Genomic DNA, 21,607 nt, shown 5'->3' on the forward strand with positions numbered 1-21,607 from the left:
CCTGATGGCTGATTTCTTCGCAAGCTCGTTCTGGACCGGCTTCCTCTGGCCGCTGATCATCATGGTCGCGCAGAGCGTCCTGCTGCTCGTCGTCCTGCTGGTCGCGATCGCCTACATCCTGCTGGCCGACCGGAAGATCTGGGCGGCGGTACAGATCCGCCGGGGTCCCAACGTGGTCGGGCCCTGGGGCCTGTTCCAGTCGTTCGCAGACCTGCTGAAGTTCGTGCTCAAGGAGCCGATCATTCCGGCCGGCGCCAACAAGGGCGTGTTCCTGCTGGCACCGCTGGTCTCCTGCGTGCTGGCGCTGGCGGCCTGGGCGGTGATTCCGACCAATCTCGGCTGGGCGATCGCCGACATCAATGTCGGCATTCTCTTCATCTTCGCGATCTCGTCACTGTCGATCTACGGCATCATCATGGCCGGCTGGTCGTCGAACTCGAAGTATCCGTTCCTGGCGGCGCTGCGCTCGGCGGCGCAGATGGTGTCCTACGAGGTCTCGATCGGCTTCGTCATCATCACCGTGCTGCTCTGCGCCGGCACCTTGAACCTGTCGGCGGTGGTCGAGGCGCAGCATGCCCGCGGGCTTGCGAGCCTGATCGGCCTGCCGCAGCTGACGATCCTGAACTGGTACGTCTGGCCGCTGTTCCCGATGTTCGTGGTGTTCTACGTCTCGGCGCTGGCCGAGACCAACCGTCCGCCCTTCGATCTCGTCGAGGCGGAATCGGAGCTCGTTGCCGGCTTCATGGTGGAATACGGCTCGACGCCGTATCTCCTGTTCATGCTCGGCGAGTATGTCGCGATCACCACGATGTGCGCGCTGGCGACGATCCTGTTTCTGGGCGGCTGGCTGCCGCCGATCGACCTGCCGCCGTTCAACTGGGTGCCGGGCGTCATCTGGTTCTCGCTCAAGCTGTTCTTCATGTTCTTCCTGATCGCGATGGCGAAAGCGATCGTGCCGCGCTACCGCTACGACCAGTTGATGCGACTGGGCTGGAAAGTGTTCCTGCCGCTGTCGCTGGCCATGGTGGTCATCGTCGCAGGCGTGCTGCACTTCGCCGGCATCGCGCCGAAATGAGGCTGTCATGAACATTTCCGCCACCGCACGGTCGCTGCTGCTGCAGGAGTTCGTCTCCGCATTCTTCCTCGCGATGCGCTACTTCTTCCAGCCGAAGCCGACCCTGAACTATCCGTTCGAGAAGGGCCCGATCTCGCCGCGCTTCCGCGGCGAGCACGCGTTGCGGCGCTATCCCAATGGCGAAGAGCGCTGCATCGCCTGCAAGCTGTGCGAGGCGGTCTGTCCCGCGCAGGCGATCACGATCGAGGCCGGTCCGCGCCGCAACGACGGCACCCGTCGCACGGTGCGCTACGACATCGACATGGTGAAGTGCATCTATTGCGGCCTGTGCCAGGAAGCTTGTCCGGTCGACGCCATCGTCGAAGGACCGAACTTCGAGTTCGCGACCGAGACCCGCGAGGAGCTGTATTATGACAAGGCCAAGCTGCTCGCGAATGGCGACCGCTGGGAGCGCGAGATCTCCAAAGCCATCGCGCTCGACGCGCCGTACCGCTGAGGCCGTCCGATGATCCTTCCTGCGCTCTTCTTCTATCTCTTCGCGGCGGTCTGCGTGGCCTCGGCCGTGATGGTGATCGTCTCGAAGAACCCCGTTCACTCGGTGCTCTATCTGATCCTCGCCTTCGTCAACGCCTCCGGCCTGTTCGTGCTGATGGGCGCCGAATTCCTGGCGATGATCCTCGTGGTCGTCTACGTCGGCGCGGTCGCGGTGCTGTTCCTGTTCGTGATCATGATGCTCGATGTCGACTTCACGGAGCTGCGCGAGGGCTTCCTGCAGTACATGCCGATCGGACTGGTCATCGGCGGCATCTTCCTGTTCGAGCTGCTGCTGACGGTGTCCTACTGGGTCATCAACCCGACGACGCCGAAGGCGATCACCGCGGCGATCCCGACCAACGTCACCAATACCGAGGCGCTCGGCCTCGTGCTCTATACGAAGTACATCCATTACTTCCAGCTCTCCGGCATGATCCTGCTGGTGGCGATGATCGGCGCGATCGTGCTGACGCTGCGCCACAAGGCGAGCGTCAAGCGCCAGGACATCAACGTCCAGAACGCGCGCACGCCGGAGATGGCGATGGCGGTCCGCAAGGTCGCGGTCGGGCAGGGGCTGCAGGACACGGACGCGGCGGAGTGGGTGAAATGACCATCGGATTGGGGCACTATCTCGCCGTCGCGGCCATGCTGTTCACGCTCGGCATCCTCGGCATCTTCCTGAACCGCAAGAACATCATCGTCATCTTGATGTCGGTCGAGCTGATCCTGCTCGCGGTGAACATCAATCTGGTGGCGTTCTCGACATTCCTGGGCGACATCGTCGGGCAGGTGTTCGCGCTGCTGGTTTTGACAGTTGCGGCGGCGGAAGCCGCGATCGGCCTTGCCGTGCTGGTGGTCTACTTCCGCAACCGCGGCTCGATTGCGGTCGAAGACGTCAATATGATGAAGGGCTAAGGGCGCATGATCCGCACAGATGGGGGCCGGCTCGCCGGCAAGGTCATGCGTAAGGGAACGGGCGAATGATCCAGGCCATTGTCTTTCTGCCGCTGCTGGGCGCGATCCTGGCCGGCCTGATCGCGCTGCTCGGCGCGCATGCGCGCCATCCGAGCGGTGATACGGTCGAGCATCATCACGACGACGGTCATCACCACGGCGCCGCCGACGCGCACGCGCATGACGATCACGGCCACGGACACGACGACCATCATGTCGCCGAGCCGCCGGCCTCCGGCACCTGGGCGGCGCAGGTGATCACGACGGCGCTGCTGTTCGTGTCGGCCGGCCTGTCCTGGGCGATGCTGATCAGCGTCGGCTTCATGCACCACGAGGCGGGTGTGAAAGAGCTGTTGCCCTGGATCAATTCCGGCGAGCTGCAGGTGTCCTGGGCGCTGCGTGTCGACACGCTCACGGCGGTGATGCTGGTCGTTGTGACCAGCGTGTCCTCGCTCGTCCACCTCTATTCGATCGGCTATATGGACGAGGATCCGAACCGTCCGCGCTTCTTCGCCTATCTGTCGCTGTTCACCTTCGCGATGCTGATGCTGGTGACCGCGAACAACCTCGTGCAACTGTTCTTCGGCTGGGAGGGCGTCGGTCTGGCGAGCTACCTGCTGATCGGCTTCTGGTTCCAGAAGCCGTCGGCCAACGCTGCCGCCATCAAGGCCTTCGTCGTCAACCGCGTCGGCGATTTCGGCTTCGCGCTCGGCATCTTCGCCGTGTTCCTGCTGGCGAAGTCGACCGACTTCGAGACCATCTTCGCCGCCGCGCCGAGCTTTGCCGGCAAGACGATCAACTTCCTCGGCTGGCATGCCGACGCGCTGACCCTGACCTGCCTGCTGCTGTTCATGGGCGCCATGGGCAAGTCGGCACAGTTCCTGCTGCATACCTGGCTGCCGGACGCGATGGAAGGTCCGACCCCGGTCTCGGCGCTGATCCATGCCGCGACCATGGTCACCGCCGGCGTCTTCATGGTCGCGCGCCTGTCTCCGCTGTTCGAGCTCGCCCCGAACGCCCAGGCCGTCGTGATGTTCTTCGGCGCGACCACGGCGTTCTTCGCTGCGACCGTCGGCCTCGTGCAGAACGACATCAAGCGCATCGTCGCCTACTCGACCTGCTCGCAGCTCGGCTACATGTTCGTGGCGATGGGAGCAGGGGCCTATTCGGTCGGCATGTTCCATCTGTTCACGCATGCCTTCTTTAAGGCGCTGCTGTTCTTGGGCTCTGGCTCGGTGATCTACGCGATGCATCACGAGCAGGACATCCGCAACATGGGCGGCCTGTGGCGCAAGATCCCATACACCTTCGCGGTGATGACGGTCGGCACCCTGGCGCTCACCGGCTTCCCCGGCTTCGCAGGCTTCTTCTCCAAGGATGCGATCATCGAGGCGGCGTACGCCGCGCACAATCCGTTCGCGACCTACGCGTATTTCCTCACCATTGTCGCCGCCGGCCTGACCTCGTTCTATTCCTGGCGCCTGGTGTTCAAGACCTTCTTCGGCACGCCGCACGATCAGCATCATTATGATGCCGCACACGAGAGCCCGATCTGGATGCTCATCCCGATCGGCGTGCTCGCGGCAGGCTCGATCCTGGCCGGCCTCCCGTTCAAGGGCGTGTTCACCGATCCCCATGGCGTCGAGCACTTCTTCGGCGAGTCGCTGAAGATGAACCCGCACATTCTCGAAGACATGGAGCACATGCCGGCCTGGCTCGCTCAGCTTCCCTTCGTCATGATGGTGCTGGGATTTGTGGTCTCCTACATCTTCTACGTCAGACGTCCGGACATCCCGGAGGAGCTCGCCGCGCAGCAGCCGCTGCTCTACAAGTTCCTGCTCAACAAGTGGTACTTCGACGAGCTGTATGACGTGATCTTCGTCCGTCCGGCGAAGTGGCTCGGCCGCTTCCTCTGGAAGAAGGGCGACGGCTTCGTCATCGACGGCTTCGGTCCGGACGGTGTCTCGGCGCGGGTGCTCGACATCACGCGCAACGTCGTCAAGATCCAGACCGGGTACCTCTATCATTACGCCTTTGCCATGCTGATCGGCGTCGCCGGCCTGATCACCTGGTTCATGTTCATGGGGGGCCAGCAATGACCACCTGGCCAATTCTCTCCGTCGTCACCTTCCTGCCGATCGTCGGTGCGCTGCTGATCTATCTGGTCCGCGGCGACGACGAGGCGGCTAGGCGCAATGCGCGCTGGATCGCGCTGTGGACCACGCTGATCACGTTCGGGGTGTCGGTGATCCTGGTGCTGCGCTTCGATCCCGCCCAGACCGACTTCCAATTCGTCGAGAAGTCGAACTGGCTGGCGGCCGGCATCAGCTACCACATGGGCGTCGACGGCATCTCGCTGCCGTTCGTGATCCTGACCACCGCCCTGATGCCGTTCTGCATCATCGCGAGCTGGAAGTCGGTGACCAACCGGCTGCGCGAATACATGATGGCGTTCCTGATCCTGGAAACGCTGATGGTCGGCACGTTCTCGGCGCTCGACCTCGTGCTGTTCTATCTGTTCTTCGAGGGCGGCTTGATCCCGATGTTCCTGATCATCGGCGTCTGGGGCGGTCCGCGCCGGGTCTACGCCTCGTTCAAGTTCTTCCTCTACACGCTGCTCGGCTCGGTGCTGATGCTGCTCGCCATCATGGCGCTGTACTGGAACGCCGGCACGACCGACATTCCGACCTTGATGCATACGGCGGTGCCGCGGTCCTTGCAGACCTGGGCGTGGCTGGCGTTCTTCGCCTCCTTTGCGGTGAAGATGCCGATGTGGCCGGTGCACACCTGGCTGCCGGACGCGCACGTCGAGGCGCCGACCGCGGGCTCGGTGATCCTGGCCGCGATCCTCTTGAAGATGGGTGGCTACGGCTTCCTGCGCTTCTCGCTGCCGATGTTCCCGCTGGCCTCGCACGACTTCGCGCCGCTGGTGTTCACGCTCTCGGCGATCGCGATCATCTACACCTCGCTGGTCGCGCTGATGCAGGAGGACATCAAGAAGCTGATCGCCTACTCATCGGTGGCGCATATGGGCTTCGTCACCATGGGCATCTTCGCGGGCACCATGCAGGGTGTCGCCGGAGGCGTGTTCCAGATGATTTCGCACGGTATCGTCTCGGGCGCGCTGTTCCTTTGCGTCGGCGTGGTCTATGACCGCATGCATACCCGCGAGATCGCGGCCTACGGCGGCCTCGTGAACCGGATGCCGGTCTACGCGCTGGTGTTCATGGTGTTCACGATGGCCAATGTCGGCCTGCCCGGCACGTCCGGCTTCGTCGGCGAGTTCATGACCCTGCTCGGCACTTTCAAGGTGTCGATCCCGACCGCGTTCTTCGCGACATCAGGCGTCATCCTCTCGGCGGCCTACGCGTTGTGGCTTTACCGCAAGGTGGTGTTCGGTGCGCTGACCAAGCCGTCGCTCGCCAGCATCAAAGATATCACCCTGCGTGAGGGCGTGATCCTGTTTCCGCTGGTGGCGCTGACCATCCTGTTCGGCGTTTATCCGAAGCCGATCCTCGACATGTCGGCGGCGTCGGTGCAGCAGCTCGTCAACAACTACAATACCGCCGTGACGGCCGTGAAGGCCGCCGCGCTGCTCCAATGATGAGACCTTGAGGGGTCGGGACACAGACGATGATCGAGAATCTTGGGCCTCAGCTTTGGGTGGTGCTGCCGGAGCTGTTGTTGGCCGTGGGGGCCATGGCGCTGTTGATGCTGGGCGCGTTTCGCGGGCAGGAGACGACGGGGCTCGTCACGTGGTTGGCGGTCGCTCTGCTGATCGTGGTCGGCATCCTCGTGCTCAGGCAGCCGGGCGGCCAGGCCTTCGGCGGCAGCTTCATCGCTGACAGCTATGCGCGCTTCCTGAAGATCCTGGCGCTGATCGGTTCGATCGCGACCCTGATCATGTCGGCGGAGTTCCTGTCGAAGCCCGATCGTCGCATCTTCGAATATGCGATCCTCGTGCTGCTCTCGACCTTGGGCATGCTGGTGCTGATCTCGGCCGGCGACCTGATCACGCTCTACCTCGGCCTCGAGCTGATGTCGCTCGCGCTCTACGTCGTCGCGGCCAGCCATCGCGACAACGTCAAGTCGACCGAAGCCGGCCTGAAGTATTTCGTGCTGGGCGCGCTGTCCTCCGGCATGCTGCTCTACGGCGCCTCGCTGATCTACGGCTTCACCGGCACGGTGAGCTTTGCCGGGATCGCGGCGGCGACGAAGACCGGCAGCGTCGGCATCATTTTCGGCCTCGTCTTCCTGTTCGCCGGCATGTGCTTCAAGGTCTCGGCGGTGCCGTTCCACATGTGGACACCGGACGTCTATGAAGGCGCGCCGACGCCGGTGACGGCGTTCTTCGCCTCCGCGCCCAAGGTCGCGGCGATGGCCGTGTTCGCGCGCGTCGCGCTGACGGCGTTTCCCGGCATCACCTTCCAGTGGCAGCAGATCATCGTGTTCGTCTCGATCGCCTCGATGGCGCTCGGCTCGTTCGCCGCGATCGGCCAGACCAACATCAAGCGCCTGATGGCCTATTCGTCGATCGGCCACATGGGCTTCGCGCTGGTCGGTCTCGCCGCCGGTACGGTCGAGGGCGCGCAGGGCGTGCTGACCTATATTGCGATCTATGTCGCGATGACGCTCGGCTCGTTCGCCGTGATCATGGCGATCAAGCGCAACGGCCAGTCGTTCGAGAAGATCAGCGACTTCTCGGGGCTGTCGCGCACCAATCCGCTGCTTGCCTTCTTCTTCGCGATGCTGCTGTTCTCGCTGGCCGGCGTGCCGCCGCTCGCGGGCTTCTTCGCCAAATGGTACGTCTTCGTCGCTGCCATCAAGGCCGGGCTGTTCACGCTGTCGGTGATCGGCGTGCTCACCAGCGTGGTCGGCGCCTACTATTATCTCCTGATCGTCAAGACGATGTATTTCGACGAGCCGCTGCCGACGCTCGATCCGGTCCGTATCGAGCTGCGCACGGTGCTCGCGATCTCCGGCGTCTTCAACATCCTGTTCTTCGCCTATCCCGGCCCGCTGGTCAGCGCGGCCGCGGCCGCGGCGAAGTCGCTGTTCTAGATGACGTTTGCGCTAGGGTCCCAGGCTGACAAGGCTGGCTACCGACTCGTCACGTTCGACCAGACCGGCTCAACCAATGTCGAGGCGCTGAAGTCGGCCCGAGAGGGCGGCAAGGCGCCGTGCTGGTTTGTCACATCTGAGCAGACGGCCGGGCGCGGCCGGCGCCAGCGCCCGTGGATCGCCCCGCGCGGCAATCTGGCCTCGAGCGTGCTGGAAGTGCTGAACGTGGCTCCTGCGATCGCAGCCACACTCGGCTTCGCCGCCGGCCTCTCCATCGAGAGCGCGTTGCGCCAGGTGAGCATCGAGGCCGCGCTGCGGTCCGGAGCACGCGCGTCATTCGCGCTGAAATGGCCCAACGACGTGCTGGCTGACGGCCGCAAGATCGTCGGCATGCTGCTCGAGGCGGAGCAGGTGGCTCAAGGGCTTGCGGTGGTTGCCGGTATTGGAACCAACGTGGTCGCGGCGCCGCTGGATACCCCGACACCGGCGGTGTCGTTGGCGGACCTCGGCATCCAGGTGACCGCCGAGGACCTGTTCTCGGCGCTGTCGGATGCCTGGGTCGAGTATTTCGGCATCTGGAACGAGGGACGGGGCTTCGGTGACATCCGGAAACTCTGGCTCGAGCGCGCCGCAGGCCTCGGCCAGCCGGTCGCCATCAGGTCCGGACATGCTATCATCGAGGGGATTTTCGACACGATCGACGAACAGGGTTGTATGCTGGTGCGGACCGCGGAGGGACGATTGGAGCCGATCACGGCCGGTGATGTTCATTTCGGCTCGGTCGCATCCAAAGGAGCGGTCTAGATGGCACGTCCCGACGAACTGACATTTGCGCCGCTCGGAGGTGTCGGCGAGATCGGCATGAACCTGTCGATCTACGGGCTCGGCAATCGCCACCAGCGCTCGTGGCTCGCGATCGATCTTGGCGTCTCCTTCGGCGACGAGGAGCATCTGCCGGGCATCGACCTGATCATGCCCGACGTCGCTTTCCTGGAGAAGGAGCGCAACAATCTCGTCGGCCTCGTGCTGACCCACGCGCATGAGGATCATTTCGGCGCGATCATAGACCTGTGGCCGCGGCTGAAATGCCCGATCTACGCGACCAAGTTCAGCGCCGCACTGTTCGAGGCCAAGTGCGAGGCCGAGCGCCTCCCAGCCAAGATCCCGGTCAAGGTGATCCCCTCCGGCGGCCGCGTCGACATCGGTCCGTTCAACGTCGAGTTCATTCCGGTCGCGCATTCGATCCCTGAATCGCACGCGCTGGCGATCCACACCGAGGTCGGCACTGTCCTGCATACCGGCGACTGGAAGATCGATCCGACGCCGGTGCTGGGCGCGCCGACCGACGAGAAGCGGCTGCGCGAGCTCGGTGATGCCGGATTGCTCGCACTGATCGGCGATTCCACCAATGCCGTGCGCGAGGGACGCTCGCCGTCCGAGGCCGAGGTTGCCAAGACGATCGCGGCTTTGGTGAAGGAAGCAAAGGGCCGCGTGGCCGTGACCACCTTCGCCTCCAACGTCGCGCGTATCCGCGCCGTTGCCGAAGCGGCGCGCGAGGCCGAGCGCGAGGTCGTCATCGTCGGCCGTGCCATGGAACGCGTGGTCCAGGTCGCGCGTGAGACCGGTTATCTCGACGGCGTGCAGAACTTCCGCGGCATGGATCTCTACGGCCATTTCCCGGCCGACAAGGTGCTCGCGCTCTGCACCGGCAGCCAGGGCGAGCCGCGCGCGGCGCTCTCGCGCATCGCCAATGACGATCATCCGCTGGTCACCTTGAACAAGGGCGACACCGTCATCTTCTCGTCGCGCACCATCCCCGGCAACGAGAAGGCGGTCGGCGCCGTCATCAACGGGCTGGTGCAGCAGGGCATCGAGATCATCACCGACCGCAACCATCTCGTCCATGTCTCCGGCCACCCGCGCCGCGACGAGCTGCGCGACATGATCGCGTGGACGCGGCCGCAGCTCCTGATCCCCGTGCATGGCGAGGCGCTGCATCTGCACGAGCACGCGAGGCTGGCGCGCGCCTGCGGCGTGCCCAAGGTCATCACCTGCCGCAATGGCGACCTCGTCAAGCTCGGCCCCGGTGATCCCGGGATCATCGACCAACTGCCGGCGGGGCGGCTCTACAAGGACGGCAGCATCGTCGAGGATTCGAAGTCGCGCGCCGTGGTCGAGCGTCGCAAGATGGCCTTTGCCGGCTGCATCTTCGTGGCGCTTGCCATCACCGAGAAGGGCGAGCTGGCCGACGATCCCGAGGTCGACATGGTCGGCATCCCCGAGAAGAATGCGGCGGGCGAGGAGATGGACGACATCGTCTTCGATGCTGTCGTTTCCACCTTCGAAGGTCTTCCGCGGGCGCGTCGGCGCGATTCTGACGCAGCGGCAGAATCCGTCCGGCGGGCCGTGCGTTCGGCGGTCAATGAGCAGTGGGGCAAGAAGCCGATCTGTCTCGTCCATGTGTTGGAAGTCTGACGCGGGCCTGCTGAACGGCCTTTCAAAAAGAAGAAGTGGAGGATGTCATGCTGGGCCGGCTCAACCACGTCGCCATCGCGGTCAAGGACGCCGAAAAGGCCGCCAGGATTTATGGCGCGGCATTCGGTGCTGAGATTTCGGCGGCGGTACCGCTGCCGGAGCATGGCGTGATCACGGTGTTCGTCACTCTGCCCAACACCAAGATCGAGTTCATCCAGCCGCTGGGCGAGGCGTCACCGATCGCCAAATTCCTCGAGCGCAACGCGGACGGCGGCATCCATCACGTCTGCTACGAGGTGGCCGACATCATCGCCTCGCGCGACACCCTGATCAAGGAGGGTGCCCGCGTGCTCGGCGACGGCCAGCCGAAGATCGGCGCGCATGGCAAGCCGGTTCTGTTCCTGCATCCGAAGGATTTTTCCGGCGCGCTCGTCGAGATCGAGCAGGCCTGAGGCAGCGGGGCGACCATGGCCTATACGATCTCCACCTGGCTCGCGATCTACTTCGTGATGTGGTGGGTCACGCTGTTCGTGACCCTGCCGTTCGGCATCCGCAGCCAGCACGAGTCCGGCGGAGGCCCGCTAGGCACCGACCCCGGTGCGCCGACGATCAGCCGAATGGGGCGGCGCCTGATCTGGACGACGCTGCTGTCGGCCGCGATCTTCGCCCTGTCACTCGTGGCCTATCAGGCCGGCTATCTCAGCGTTGAGCGGCTTTCGCGGCTGATGGGGATTCCGTTCTAGCCCCGCTCGCATCGCACAACGTTCTCTCGAAGCCGATGCGCGGACGTGCGTCGGCTTTTTTGCTATAGGAGGTCAAAACAAGACCGACAGGGAGGTTGCGCGTGATGACATCGGCCGAGGCCCGGAACGGGACGCAATCGGGCTATCGCATTCTGAACGAGGTTGATCTTCGAAACTATCTCGCGGGGATCCCTTCAGTTGCAGGGCAACTCGGCGGACCGGCCGAGCGCTGGTCAATCACCGAGGTCGGCGATGGCAACCTCAATCTGGTCTTCATCGTCAAGGGATCGTCCGGCGGTCTCGCGGTGAAGCAGGCGCTGCCTTACGTGCGGCTGGTCGGCGAGAGCTGGCCGCTGCCGCTGTCACGCGCCCACTATGAGCATCTGGCGCTGACGCATCAGAACCGCCTTGCCCCCGGCCTCGTGCCGGCCATCGTTCATCATGATCCGGCGCTGGCGCTGACGGCGATGGAGTTGCTGGAGCCGCACATCATCATGCGCAAGGGGCTGGTCGCGGGCACAACCTATCCGGCCTTCGTCGATCACATCACGACCTTCATGGCGCGGACGCTGTTCTTCTCGTCCGACCTCGCACTGTCTGCCGCCGAGAAGAAGGAGGCGATCGCAAGCTTTGCCGGCAATCATGCGCTGTGCAAGATCACCGAGGATTTGATCTTCACCGATCCCTATCGCATCGCCGAACAGAATCGCTGGACGTCACCGTGGCTCGACGCGACCGCGGCCGACATTCGCGGCGATCTCGATCTGCACGTCGCGATCTCCAGGCTCAAGCTGAAATTCCTGTCGTGTGCCGAGGCGCTGATCCATGGCGACCTGCACACCGGGTCGATCATGGTGACGGACACCGAGACCAAGGTGATCGACCCCGAATTCGCCTTCTACGGTCCGATGGGATTCGACGTCGGTGCGGTCCTCGCCAATCTGCTGATGGCCTATTTTGCGTCCGAAGGACACGAGCAGCGGGCGGGCGAGCGGGAGCACTTCGAGGGATGGGTGCTGGCGGCAGTCGATGAGGTCTGGAACGGTTTCGCGGACAAGTTCCTGGCGCTGTGGCGCAGCGAGGCGACCGGCGATGCGTATCCGCGGTCACTGTTTCCGGGTGAAGCGGGCGCCGCACGCCTGGAGACCGAGCGTCAGGCCTACGTGGCGAGATTGTTCCAGGACGCCATCGGTTTCACCGCAGCCAAGATCATTCGTCGCATCCTCGGCCTCGCTCACAACATCGATTTCGAACTGATCGAGGACGCCAAGCGGCGCGCGACCTGCGAGGTGCGGGCACTGCGGTTGGCACGGTCGCTGATGGTGGAGACGACGACGTTCACGACGATCGGGGCGGTGACGCGGGCTGCCCGCGAGTTGCGCCACTGGCAGCCGGGGCTTTAATTTCGTCGCCTCGTTTTTTTGCGTCGTTATGAGGAGCGAGTTGCGCTCGCAACGTCGCGGAAGAGCTCGTAGCCCGGATGAGCGAAGCGACATCCGGGTTTTCCGATACGGCTCGTGTGATCGCGGATGTCGCTTCCGGGCTACGGCAGCGCGCGTCGCAGCCCGCTCAATCCGCCGCCTTCGCCCGCAGCCGTTGGGCATAGACGTTGATCACCAGGGCGGCGAGCAGGATCAGGCCGCGGATCAGGATCTTCAGGAAACTGTCGATGTTGACGTGGTCGAGGCCGTTGTTGAGCACGCCGAGCACGAACAGGCCGACGATGGTGTTGCCGATGCCCCCGCGGCCGCCGAACAGGCTGGTGCCGCCGACCACGACGGCGGCGATCGAATCCAGCAGGTAGGTGTCGAACTCGTTCTGCTGCGCGCTGCCGAAATGCGCTACGCCGAGCATGCCGCCGATCCCCGAGCAGACGGCTGAGATCACCATCACGCTGCCGAGGATCAGCTTGACGTTCAGCCCCGAATACTCCGCCGCCTCGCGGTTGCCGCCGACCATGTAGACGTAGCGGCCGAACCGCGTGTAGGTCAGCACGAGGTGACCGAGCAACAGCATCAGGGCGGCCACGATCACGATCCAGGGCACCCCCGCCACGGAACTGGAGCCGAGCGTCGTGATGATGGGGGGAACCTTGTAGGCGATCTGGCCGCGCACCAGCATCGCCGAGATGCCGGCGGCGATCTGCATCATCGCGAGCGTCATGATGAAGGAGGGAATGCCGATCACGGTCAGGCCGAAGGCGTTGACCAGCCCGAGCAACGCGCACAGCGCCAGCGCGAGCAGGATGGCGACAAAACCGGGCATCGGCACGTTGGCGATGTTGACGTAGGACTCCTGCATCGTGAAGTAGGCAACGGCGATGCCGGTCACGTTGGCGATGGCGGCGATCGACAGGTCGATCTCGGCGCACAGGATCACGAAGGTGAGGCCGACCGCGATGATGCCGGTGACCGACACCTGGGTCAGGATGTTGCCGACGTTGTCGAGCGTGGCGAAGGACGGACTCGCGATCGCGAAGAACGCCGTGAGGAAGATCAAGGTCAGGAACGGCGCGATGTTGCGCATCTGCGAACGCAGCAGCGATGCGACCCCGCCTGCGCGCCGCGACGGCGCCTCCGGCATCGGAACGGTCTCGCCATGCGCCATGACAATCTCCCTACGCCGCCTCGAGCAGACGGTCTTTGCTGATGGTTTCGCCGGCAAATTCGCGCACGACCTCGCCGCGCTTGAGCACGATGACACGGTCGGCCATCGACAGCACGGTCTCCGGCTCGGTCGAGAGCACGATCACGGCGATGCCCTGGTCGCGCAGCTTCCGCACGATTCCGATGACGTCGCTCTTGGCGCCGACATCCATACCGCGGGTCGGCTCGCACAGCACGAGCAGCCGCGGCGGATGGCTCAGCCATTTGGCCAGCGCGACCTTCTGCTGGTTGCCGCCGGAGAGCAGGCCGAGGTCGATCTCGACATCCGCGGGCCTGATCTGCAACTGCTCGACCTGGCGCTTGGCGAGCGCGCGCTCGCGCGCCGGCTTCAACAGCACGGCGTTGATGCGGTCGAGGATGCTGATCGAGATGTTCTTGTAGACGGGCTCCTGCAGGAACAGCATGTCGCGCCGGCTCTCCGGCACGAAGGCGATGCCGGCGCGGCGCGCATCCGCCGTGCTCTTGAAGCGGTTGCGCTGGCCTGATACGCGCAGCTCGCCGGCGTCGGGCGCAAGCTTGCCGAACAGGATGCGCGCCAGCTCGAGCTGGCCGCAGCCCATGAAGCCGTAGATGCCGAGCACCTCGCCGGCGCGCACGGCGAACGAGACGCGCTTCAGATTGCGCGCCAGCGACAGGCCGTCGGCTTCGACGACCACGGGCTTGTCGGCCGTCGGCGCGGGCAGGGTGATGTCGTGGGTGTAGCTGTCCTCCAGCGCATCGCGTCCCTTGCCGATCATGGCCTCGATCAGCGCGGCCTTGCTGGTGTCGGCGGCACGCGTTTCCATGATCTTGCGGCCGTTGCGGAACACCGTGACCTCGTCGGAGATCAGCAGGATGTCCTCGATGAAGTGTGAGATGAAGACGATCCCGGTGCCCTGCTCGCGCAGCCTGCGCAACGCCGCGAACAGCCGCTCGACCTCGGGCGGCGACAGCGCCGAGGTCGGCTCGTCCAGGATGATGATGCGCGCGCCGGAGAACAGCACCCGCGCGATCTCGATCAGCTGCTGAACGCCGATCGGCAGATCTCCCAGCCGGCTCATCGGATCGGCGTCGATGCCGAGTCGCTTGAGCTGCTCGGTGGCCTCGCGTGCCATGCGACGCCACTGCACGATGCCCAGCGCATTGGTCGGCTGGTTGCCGAGAAACACGTTCTCGGCCACGGTGAGGTCCGGCGCGACGCTGAGTTCCTGGTGCACCATCGCGATGCCGGCCGCGCGAGCGTCCCGCACGGAGTTGAAATGAACCTCGCGGCCGTCGAGCAGGAAACGGCCGGAGAAACCGGTGTGCACGCCGGCGATGATCTTCATCAGCGTGCTCTTGCCGGCGCCGTTCTCCCCGACGAGACCATGGATCTCGCCGGGGCGAAGAGTAAAGTCGACGCCGCGCAACGCGGTGACGCCGCCGAACGACTTGGTGATGTCCTGCAATTCCAGAAGAGGCGGGCGGCTGTTCGACATGGGAGGGACTTCAGATCAGGAAGTGATCCTCCATCCATTGCATGCCGGCGGCATTGGCCTTGGTCACGACGGGTCCGTCGGTGATGACGTGCTTCGGAATGCCCTGGCCGCTCTTTTCGCCGGCGGTGACCGCGGCGACGCCTGCGACGATCGCGCCGCCATGGATGCGGCAGGACGGATTGCGCACGGTCGCGAACATGCGGCCCTCGCTGACCGCCTGGATCGCCGGCGGCATGGCGTCGACACCGCCGATCAGGATGTTGGTGCGGTTGCGCGCCTTCATGATGTTGTAGGCGGCGAGGGCCATGTCGTCATTGTGGAAGAACGCCGCGTCGATCTGCGGATATTTCGTGAGATAGGTCTCCCACAGCCGTGCCGCCTTGGACACGTCCCAATCGGCCGGCTGCGTGTCCAGCACCTCGATGTTCGGGAACTGCTTGATCACCGAGTTGAAGCCCTTGGCGCGGCCCTGCGCGCCGGTGTGGCCGAGCGCGCCCTGCGTCATGATGATCTTGCCCTTGCCGCCCATCGCAGTCGCCAGAGCCTGCGTGACCGATGCGCCCATGAACTCGTTGTCGGGTGCGAGGAAGGAGTGGACGTTGATCTGATCGAGCGGCGCGATCAGCGTGTCCATGTCGATCACGGGAATGCCGGCATCGATCATCTTCTGCACCGGCTGAGTCAGGGTTCCGATGCCGAACGCCTGGATCGCGACGAAGTCCCACTTCTGCGACGCCATGTTGTCGATCGCGGCGCGCTGCTTCACCGCATCGAGCTGGCCGTCGAACCAGGTCACCTCGACATTGAGCAGCTTGCCCCACCATTCCGCGGCCTGCTTGCCCTGGGCGCACCAGGTCGCCTGCAAGCCGGCATTGGAGAAGGCTGCCTTGAGCGGCTTTTCGGAGCGGCCCATCTCGGCAGCCATCGCCGGATTGATGCCAAAGCCGGCGAGAAGGGCCGCCGCAGAGCCCGCGGCCGTCGCCGCCTGGAGAAGATCGCGCCTCGTCGTGGACGTTTTCTTAGTGCCGGACATCCCGTGCTCCCTGTCCCATCGTTGTCCGGCGGCGTCATTGATCGCGCCGCCGAGAGCAGCAGTGTTTCACAACCCCATTGATCACGCCACAGCCGGATGTTGTGCGTTGCACCGAGTGACCTTCGCGCTGCACGCGCGATGTCAGAAAACCGTGATGCGCCCGTGGTACGCGGCAGCGCAGCTTTGGGAGAGAGCCTTTGGCAACGACGCGCATCGCCGTGATCGCCGATATCCATCACGGCCGGGATACGCCCACGAAGCGGGGATCGGTGGCGCTGCAATTGCTCGAGCGCTTCGTCACGGAAGTGAATGCCGAAGACATCGATGCGGTCATCGATCTCGGCGACCGGATTTCTGACGAAGATCCCGAGCGCGATCGGCTGCTGCAAAGCGATGTCGCGATGTGCTTCGCGAAGCTCGCACCGACGCATCATCACGTCAGTGGCAATCATGATGTCGCATTGCTCAGCCTCGCCGACAATGAAGCGATCCTCGATCGTCCGAGCGGATCGCGCGCGGTGATCGTCGGTGATGTCAGATGTGTGTTCTGGCAGCCCGACGTGAGTCTGACGCCGACGCGCGGCTTTCGCCTGTCCGCGAGCGATCTCGACGCGCTGGTCCAGCTGCTCGCTCAGGATGACCGGCCGACCTTGCTCGTCAGCCACGTGCCGTTGTCAGGACATGCTCAGACCGGCAACTACTACTTCGAAGCCAATCCGGGACACGCGGCCTATGCCGAGACCGACGCGATCCGCGCGGCGATCGCGGATGCGCCGTGCCCGATCGTCGGACTCGCCGGCCACGTTCATTGGAATACGCTGACAACGGTCGATGGCACACCGCATCTGACCTTGCAGTCGCTGACGGAGACGTTCATCTCGGGCGATCCAGCCGAAGCGGCGGGCATCCTGACGATCGGCGATGGTTCGTTGCGCTGGACGGTGACTGGCCGCGAACCGCTGTCGGTGACACTGCCATGGCCGAGGGCCAAGGCGCGGTGGTGCGCTCCGTTGTCGTGCTTTGCGACTGCTGCGATGGCCTGAGGTGATTGCGTGTTCAGACAGCGTTCATGCGGCCCGCGATACCGTCAACGGAGAATATCGTGGCGCGCTGCGATGACTGCCAAAAAAATAGAGCAGGGCAGCGGGCCCTGCTCGGAAATTGTGTCGACCCTTTAGATATCCCGCAAGTTCAGATTTGATCTTGTTAAGCGGGGTGACGCTGCTTGTTGCGCGCCAGGGCTCCTCCCGAGACTTGGACCACCAGACTTCCGCAAGCGATAGCCTGAGGCCCGAATTCGTAGACGATCTTTTGGCGTTTGTCATCCTTTTCGGCAACGATTGTTCAAATTTCGCGCACTTCCTGAAATGATCGGTAAGTGCTTGCAATTGACGAGCTTTATTTTCGAGTCTTCTCGCGGTAGGTGCTGAATTACCTTGGAGGCTGGCGTCCCGCGAAGGCCCATCCGGGCGTAGCGGATTGTTCTTAATCAACGACCGCTGGCGAAATGTGCTGACTGTGCCCTGCGCGACCTCGACTCCGGGCGTTCGCTCGGGCACAACAATTCAGTTCATTTGGCAGGCTTTCATGCGGCAGCGGCTGCAGGCGTTTCTCCCGATCATGCTGATCGCACTGATGGTGCAGATCCTGGCGCCGATCGGCGTTGCCTGGGCGGCCGCGTCAGCCGTGGCTGATCCCTTGCACGGCCTCGAAATCTGCCACAGCCAGCCCGGTTCCCAGTCGGTGGACGACGAGTCGCCGGCTAAGCCCGCGCTCCACGGCTGTTCGCTGTGCTGCCTGGCGCAGCCGGTCACCCTGGATGGGCCGGAGCTGTCCGTCATCGCCACGCCGCAACGGGATTCGGGCGAGGTCGTGTGGCGGGCCGGTGATCCGGCCGGCCGGATGACCAAGGCCTTCTCGAACGCGCAGGCAAGGGCTCCGCCCGCAGCGTGACGCCGCGCTGGCCGCTGTGCGGCCCTCATCTCCAAATCGCAAGATTACGACCTGCGTTGTCTGCTCGGCCCTAGCCGTGCGGATACGCGCCAATCGATCAAGCTGGCGCATCGCCGCCAAGAAAAGGATGACGACATGACCTTCCTCGGACGCTCTCTGCTTGCATTCGCTCTCCTGTTGGGAGGATCTTCTGCCGCCTTCGCCGCGGACGTGAAGGCCGGTGACCTCGTCATCACCCAGCCATGGAGCCGCGCCACGCCGGGTGGCGCCAAGACGGGCGCCGGCTATCTGACCATCGAGAACAAGGGCAGCGCGCCGGACCGCCTCGTCGCGGTGACCGGCGCTGTCGCCGGGCGGGTCGAGATTCACGAGATGGCCGTCACCAACGGCGTGATGACCATGCGTCCGCTCGACAAGGGACTCACGATTGAGCCGGGCAAGACCGTCGCGCTGGCGCCGGGCGGCTATCACCTGATGCTGATGGATCTGAAGAGCCCGCTGAAGCAGGGCGACAAGCTGCCGGTCACGCTGGAGTTCGAGAAGGCCGGCAAGGTGTCCGTGACGCTCGAGGTGCAGGCGGTCGGCGCCAAGGGGCCGGGGGGCGAGGGCGGCAGCATGATGAAGCAGCACGATCATTCCGGCATGAAGATGTAGGCCGGGCGCCTCGCGACTCCGACGGAGGGCCGGCCTCGATGAACCAACGGGTGTTGAACGCCGCCATGACAGCCGGTTCGCGCGCGAGCCGGCTGGTGGCGGCTGACCGCGCCCGACGTCCTGCCAATGTCCGTCAGAAGCTCGGCCGATATCTGCCGGTCGCGCTGCTAGCAATGCTGTTGCAGGTGCTGGCGCCAGTGGCGGCGTCCGCCCTGAGCGCCGCGACGATCGCGACGGCCGATCCGTTCGGCGGGATGGCGATCTGTCATGCCGAGACGGATGCGGCGCCCCCTGGTGGCGATACCGACCGCACCGCCTGCGGCCTTGACTGCGTCATGTGCTGCGTGCTGCACGCCGCCGCGGCGCTCGATGCGCCGCCCGCGCCGTTCGATGCGGCTCCGCTGCGTCTGACGGCGTCCATCGTCTGGACGGCGCGCGAGCTCCGCCTCGTTCATCTGCTTGCCCGGGCACAGGCGCAACCAAGAGGACCTCCCTCCCTCTCCTGAGGACAGAAATCGTCATCGGCCGCAGCCGCGCGCCGATCCGTTTTGAATCAGGAAGACCGGCCGTGCAGAGCCGGCATCGGGGAAGTCAAACATGTTCCGTCGTCATGCCCTGGGTGGTGTGAGCGTGCTCGCACTGCAGCTCTTGCTGCTGCAATCGTCCACGATCGCGCGCGCCGAGACCGAGAAGGAATTGCCGTCAGTCACCGTCGACGCGCCGCGTGCCGCACCACAACGGGCCGTGCGCAAGCCGGTCACGCAGGCAACGTCCGTCCGCACGCGCGCGCCAAAGCCGGCTGCCGCATCCGTGGCCAGCAGCTCCGGACAGGGAGGAGCGGTGTCCGATCCAGCCTCGGGTGCCGGCGCCGCCCGCAACCAGCTCAGCCAGTCGCCGACCGGCCAGACCGCGACCACGATCGACCGCAGCCGCTACGATGACCGGCCTGCGTTTTCCGTCGGCGACATCCTGCGCGAAAGCCCCGGCGTCTCGCTCAAGCAGGGCAACGGACCGCGCGACCTTGGCATCTCGATCCGCGGCTCCAATGCCCGCAACGGGTTCGGCATCCGCAACATCGTGCTGTTCGAGGACGGATTTCCAGTCACCCAGCCGGACGGGCTGTCGCGCAGCGACCTGATCGATCCCCACGCCTATGGTGCGGTCGACGTGATCCGCGGGCCGTCCTCGGCGCTCTACGGCAACTATGCGACCGGAGGCGCGATCAATTTCCGCACCCGCCCGGGCAGCAGCATCGACGGTGCGGAGATAGGCAGCGAAGGCGGCAGCTTCGGCTATCTCAGCAACTACATGACGTTCGGCAAGAAGGTCGGCAATTTCGAGGGCTCGTTGTTCACCAGCGACGTCCGCGGCGATGGCTATCTCGGCAACAGCTGGTTCAACACCCAGACCGTCAACTTCCTCGGCACCTACAAGGCGACGCCCGACGACCGCTTCACCGTCAAGATCATCAACAACGACCTGTTCACGCGGCTGCCGATCCGGTCGTCGCTGAATCAGTACTATCAGAATCCCTATCAGCAGGGCTGCGCGACATGGACGGCAGCTGCCGCGGGCTGCGGCAGCGTCACGTTGTTCAACAACGGGTTCAACAACTCGGCTGGAACGGACAAAGAGACGGCGCTGCAGGCCGGGCTCGGCCGCAACGACCGCCGCACCATCGCCGGCGGGCGCTGGGAGCACGATTTCGACAACAACACGACCTGGCGCAATCAGTTCGTGTTCGATGACCGCAACATCAGCCAGCCGACCGGGTCGACCAGCGCGGTCGGCGACTATCCGTCCTACAACTACATGAGCGACATCACCCGGCGGGGCGAGATCTTCGGCCTGGAATCGACCAGCTTCTTCGGCGCCTTCTACAATACGCTCACCGCGTCCGGAGACACGTTCAACGTCATGCCGGGCGGCAACGGCACGCTCGGCCGCTTGTCGACCAACCTTCTGAGCGAGACGACGAATTTCGGCGTGCGGGCGCGCGAGGAGCTCAAGCTGACGTCGGCCTTGACCGCGGTGGCCGGTCTCGGCTGGGAGCGCACCCATCTGCGCGGCGTGAACACGGCAGGGGGGACAGGGACGACGCTCACGACCGCGGACCGGCAGTTCGACAATCTCGCGCCCGAGTTTGCGCTGCTCTACAAGGTGAACAGCGACTGGCTGGTGCGGGCGCGCGTCGCATCGGGATATGGCACGCCGCAGGTCTCGAACCTGTTTGTGCTCCCGAGCGGCACAGCCGGAAACAACACCAATCTCGCCTCGCAAAGCAATCTTGGCTACGATTTGGGCTTCGACTGGACTCCCAACAAGTCGGTCACCCTGAGCGCAACCGGCTTCTACGAATTCTTCCGCAACGAGATCGTCAACCAGGCAACGCCGGTTGCCGGCGTGACCTATGCGTTCAATGCCCCGCGCTCGGAGCATCGCGGGGTCGAGCTGGCAGCAGACTGGAGATTCCTGTCCGGCTGGCGCTTCACGGCCGCCTACACCTATCTCGACGAAATCTACACCGACTATACCGAGAACCTGACAAATGGCACGGTCTTCCGCTTCAACCGCGCCGGCAACAAGATCCCAGGGATCTCCCCGAACGAGCTGACGGCCCGGCTGGGGTATGATCACGCCAGCGGAAGGCTTGCAGGGCTGGGTGCCTTCGTCGAGGTCCAATGGAAGGATTCCTTTTATATGGACAATGCGAACCTGCTCAGGGCGCCCGGCTACGAGCTGGTCAATCTGAACGTCCATTACAGGACCGAGCTTGCGTCCGAAGCCTTCAAGTCGCTCAACGTCTTCTTCGAGGTCAGGAACGTGTTCGACCGCACCTATATTGCGTCGGCCAACAACATCGCGAACTCGGTCACGTCTGCAGGCGTTCAAAATCCCGCCAGCGTTCTGGCCAATACCACCGGCTCGATCTATGCCGGCTCACCGCGCGCCTTCGTCGCTGGCATGAAGGTGGCATTCCGATGAGGCACAACATGACAAGC

20 protein-coding genes are annotated in these 21,607 nt (G+C 64.4%); 17 read left to right on the plus strand and 3 right to left on the minus strand.

Features of this window, described 5'->3' with window-relative positions:
* The first annotated feature begins 4 nt into the window (after nucleotides 1-4).
* From nuoH to mtnK, 12 genes are all read left to right on the plus strand, one after another.
* On the plus strand, nucleotides 5-1,075 hold the full coding sequence (gene nuoH, locus ACQR13_RS19705) for an NADH-quinone oxidoreductase subunit NuoH (RefSeq protein ID WP_315711556.1): 1,071 nt from the start codon (nucleotides 5-7) through the stop codon (nucleotides 1,073-1,075).
* A 7-nt stretch (nucleotides 1,076-1,082) separates the two neighbouring features.
* Nucleotides 1,083-1,571 carry an NADH-quinone oxidoreductase subunit NuoI gene (gene nuoI / locus ACQR13_RS19710; RefSeq protein ID WP_006611003.1) on the plus strand — a complete coding sequence of 163 codons (489 nt, stop codon included), beginning with the start codon at nucleotides 1,083-1,085 and terminating at the stop codon, nucleotides 1,569-1,571.
* Nucleotides 1,572-1,580: 9 nt separating this feature from the next.
* A complete protein-coding gene (locus ACQR13_RS19715) occupies nucleotides 1,581-2,219 on the plus strand; it encodes an NADH-quinone oxidoreductase subunit J (RefSeq protein ID WP_015666525.1) in 639 nt (212 codons plus the stop codon).
* Nucleotides 2,216-2,524: an NADH-quinone oxidoreductase subunit NuoK gene (nuoK, locus tag ACQR13_RS19720; RefSeq protein WP_315711558.1), complete on the plus strand. Its 309-nt coding sequence runs from the start codon at nucleotides 2,216-2,218 to the stop codon at nucleotides 2,522-2,524. Before ACQR13_RS19715 ends, nuoK begins: the two co-directional genes overlap by 4 nt.
* Before the next feature lie 65 nt (nucleotides 2,525-2,589).
* Nucleotides 2,590-4,662 carry an NADH-quinone oxidoreductase subunit L gene (gene nuoL, locus ACQR13_RS19725; protein WP_315750892.1) on the plus strand — a complete coding sequence of 691 codons (2,073 nt, stop codon included), beginning with the start codon at nucleotides 2,590-2,592 and terminating at the stop codon, nucleotides 4,660-4,662.
* Complete coding sequence (locus ACQR13_RS19730) at nucleotides 4,659-6,167, plus strand: NADH-quinone oxidoreductase subunit M (RefSeq protein ID WP_316185777.1); 1,509 nt, start codon at nucleotides 4,659-4,661, stop codon at nucleotides 6,165-6,167. Before nuoL ends, ACQR13_RS19730 begins: the two co-directional genes overlap by 4 nt.
* 29 nt (nucleotides 6,168-6,196) lie before the next feature.
* Nucleotides 6,197-7,624: an NADH-quinone oxidoreductase subunit NuoN gene (gene nuoN / locus ACQR13_RS19735; RefSeq protein WP_315711561.1), complete on the plus strand. Its 1,428-nt coding sequence runs from the start codon at nucleotides 6,197-6,199 to the stop codon at nucleotides 7,622-7,624.
* Nucleotides 7,625-8,428 carry a biotin--[acetyl-CoA-carboxylase] ligase gene (locus tag ACQR13_RS19740; protein WP_315711562.1) on the plus strand — a complete coding sequence of 268 codons (804 nt, stop codon included), beginning with the start codon at nucleotides 7,625-7,627 and terminating at the stop codon, nucleotides 8,426-8,428. It begins immediately after the preceding gene.
* Nucleotides 8,429-10,099, plus strand: coding sequence for a ribonuclease J (locus ACQR13_RS19745; RefSeq protein ID WP_315711563.1), 1,671 nt, complete (start codon nucleotides 8,429-8,431; stop codon nucleotides 10,097-10,099).
* A 47-nt stretch (nucleotides 10,100-10,146) separates the two neighbouring features.
* Nucleotides 10,147-10,551 (plus strand): methylmalonyl-CoA epimerase, encoded by a 405-nt coding sequence (gene mce, locus ACQR13_RS19750; RefSeq protein WP_315711564.1) that lies wholly within the window; start codon nucleotides 10,147-10,149, stop codon nucleotides 10,549-10,551.
* 15 nt (nucleotides 10,552-10,566) lie between these two features.
* Nucleotides 10,567-10,842 (plus strand): DUF1467 family protein, encoded by a 276-nt coding sequence (locus ACQR13_RS19755; RefSeq protein WP_315711565.1) that lies wholly within the window; start codon nucleotides 10,567-10,569, stop codon nucleotides 10,840-10,842.
* Nucleotides 10,843-10,943: 101 nt separating this feature from the next.
* Nucleotides 10,944-12,245, plus strand: a complete 1,302-nt coding sequence (mtnK, locus tag ACQR13_RS19760) for an S-methyl-5-thioribose kinase (RefSeq protein ID WP_410052224.1) — start codon at nucleotides 10,944-10,946, stop codon at nucleotides 12,243-12,245.
* Nucleotides 12,246-12,411: 166 nt separating this feature from the next.
* On the opposite strand, the gene ACQR13_RS19765 is transcribed toward mtnK, so the two are convergent.
* The 3 genes from ACQR13_RS19765 to ACQR13_RS19775 are packed head-to-tail and all read right to left on the minus strand — an operon-like array spanning nucleotide 12,412 to nucleotide 15,998.
* On the minus strand, nucleotides 12,412-13,449 hold the full coding sequence (locus ACQR13_RS19765) for an ABC transporter permease (protein WP_315711566.1): 1,038 nt from the start codon (nucleotides 13,447-13,449) through the stop codon (nucleotides 12,412-12,414).
* 10 nt (nucleotides 13,450-13,459) lie between these two features.
* Complete coding sequence (locus ACQR13_RS19770) at nucleotides 13,460-14,965, minus strand: sugar ABC transporter ATP-binding protein (RefSeq protein ID WP_316202908.1); 1,506 nt, start codon at nucleotides 14,963-14,965, stop codon at nucleotides 13,460-13,462.
* A gap of 10 nt (nucleotides 14,966-14,975) precedes the next feature.
* A complete protein-coding gene (locus tag ACQR13_RS19775; RefSeq protein WP_315711569.1) occupies nucleotides 14,976-15,998 on the minus strand; it encodes a sugar ABC transporter substrate-binding protein in 1,023 nt (340 codons plus the stop codon).
* A 197-nt stretch (nucleotides 15,999-16,195) separates the two neighbouring features.
* Between ACQR13_RS19775 and ACQR13_RS19780 the strand changes: the two genes are divergently transcribed.
* The 5 genes from ACQR13_RS19780 (at nucleotide 16,196) to ACQR13_RS19800 (ending at nucleotide 21,590) form a co-directional block, all read left to right on the plus strand.
* Nucleotides 16,196-17,041, plus strand: a complete 846-nt coding sequence (locus ACQR13_RS19780) for a metallophosphoesterase family protein (protein WP_315750897.1) — start codon at nucleotides 16,196-16,198, stop codon at nucleotides 17,039-17,041.
* 544 nt (nucleotides 17,042-17,585) lie between these two features.
* Complete coding sequence (locus ACQR13_RS19785; RefSeq protein ID WP_315711572.1) at nucleotides 17,586-17,951, plus strand: DUF2946 family protein; 366 nt, start codon at nucleotides 17,586-17,588, stop codon at nucleotides 17,949-17,951.
* Between the two features lie 135 nt (nucleotides 17,952-18,086).
* Entirely contained in the window at nucleotides 18,087-18,605 is a 519-nt protein-coding gene (locus ACQR13_RS19790) for a copper chaperone PCu(A)C (protein WP_316170117.1), read from the plus strand.
* A gap of 65 nt (nucleotides 18,606-18,670) precedes the next feature.
* Nucleotides 18,671-19,111 carry a DUF2946 family protein gene (locus tag ACQR13_RS19795; protein WP_315729327.1) on the plus strand — a complete coding sequence of 147 codons (441 nt, stop codon included), beginning with the start codon at nucleotides 18,671-18,673 and terminating at the stop codon, nucleotides 19,109-19,111.
* A 91-nt stretch (nucleotides 19,112-19,202) separates the two neighbouring features.
* On the plus strand, nucleotides 19,203-21,590 hold the full coding sequence (locus ACQR13_RS19800) for a TonB-dependent receptor family protein (protein ID WP_434844842.1): 2,388 nt from the start codon (nucleotides 19,203-19,205) through the stop codon (nucleotides 21,588-21,590).
* Nucleotides 21,591-21,607 lie beyond the last annotated feature (17 nt).

The organism is Bradyrhizobium sp. HKCCYLRH3059 (assembly GCF_051168035.1).
Taxonomy (GTDB): domain Bacteria; phylum Pseudomonadota; class Alphaproteobacteria; order Rhizobiales; family Xanthobacteraceae; genus Bradyrhizobium.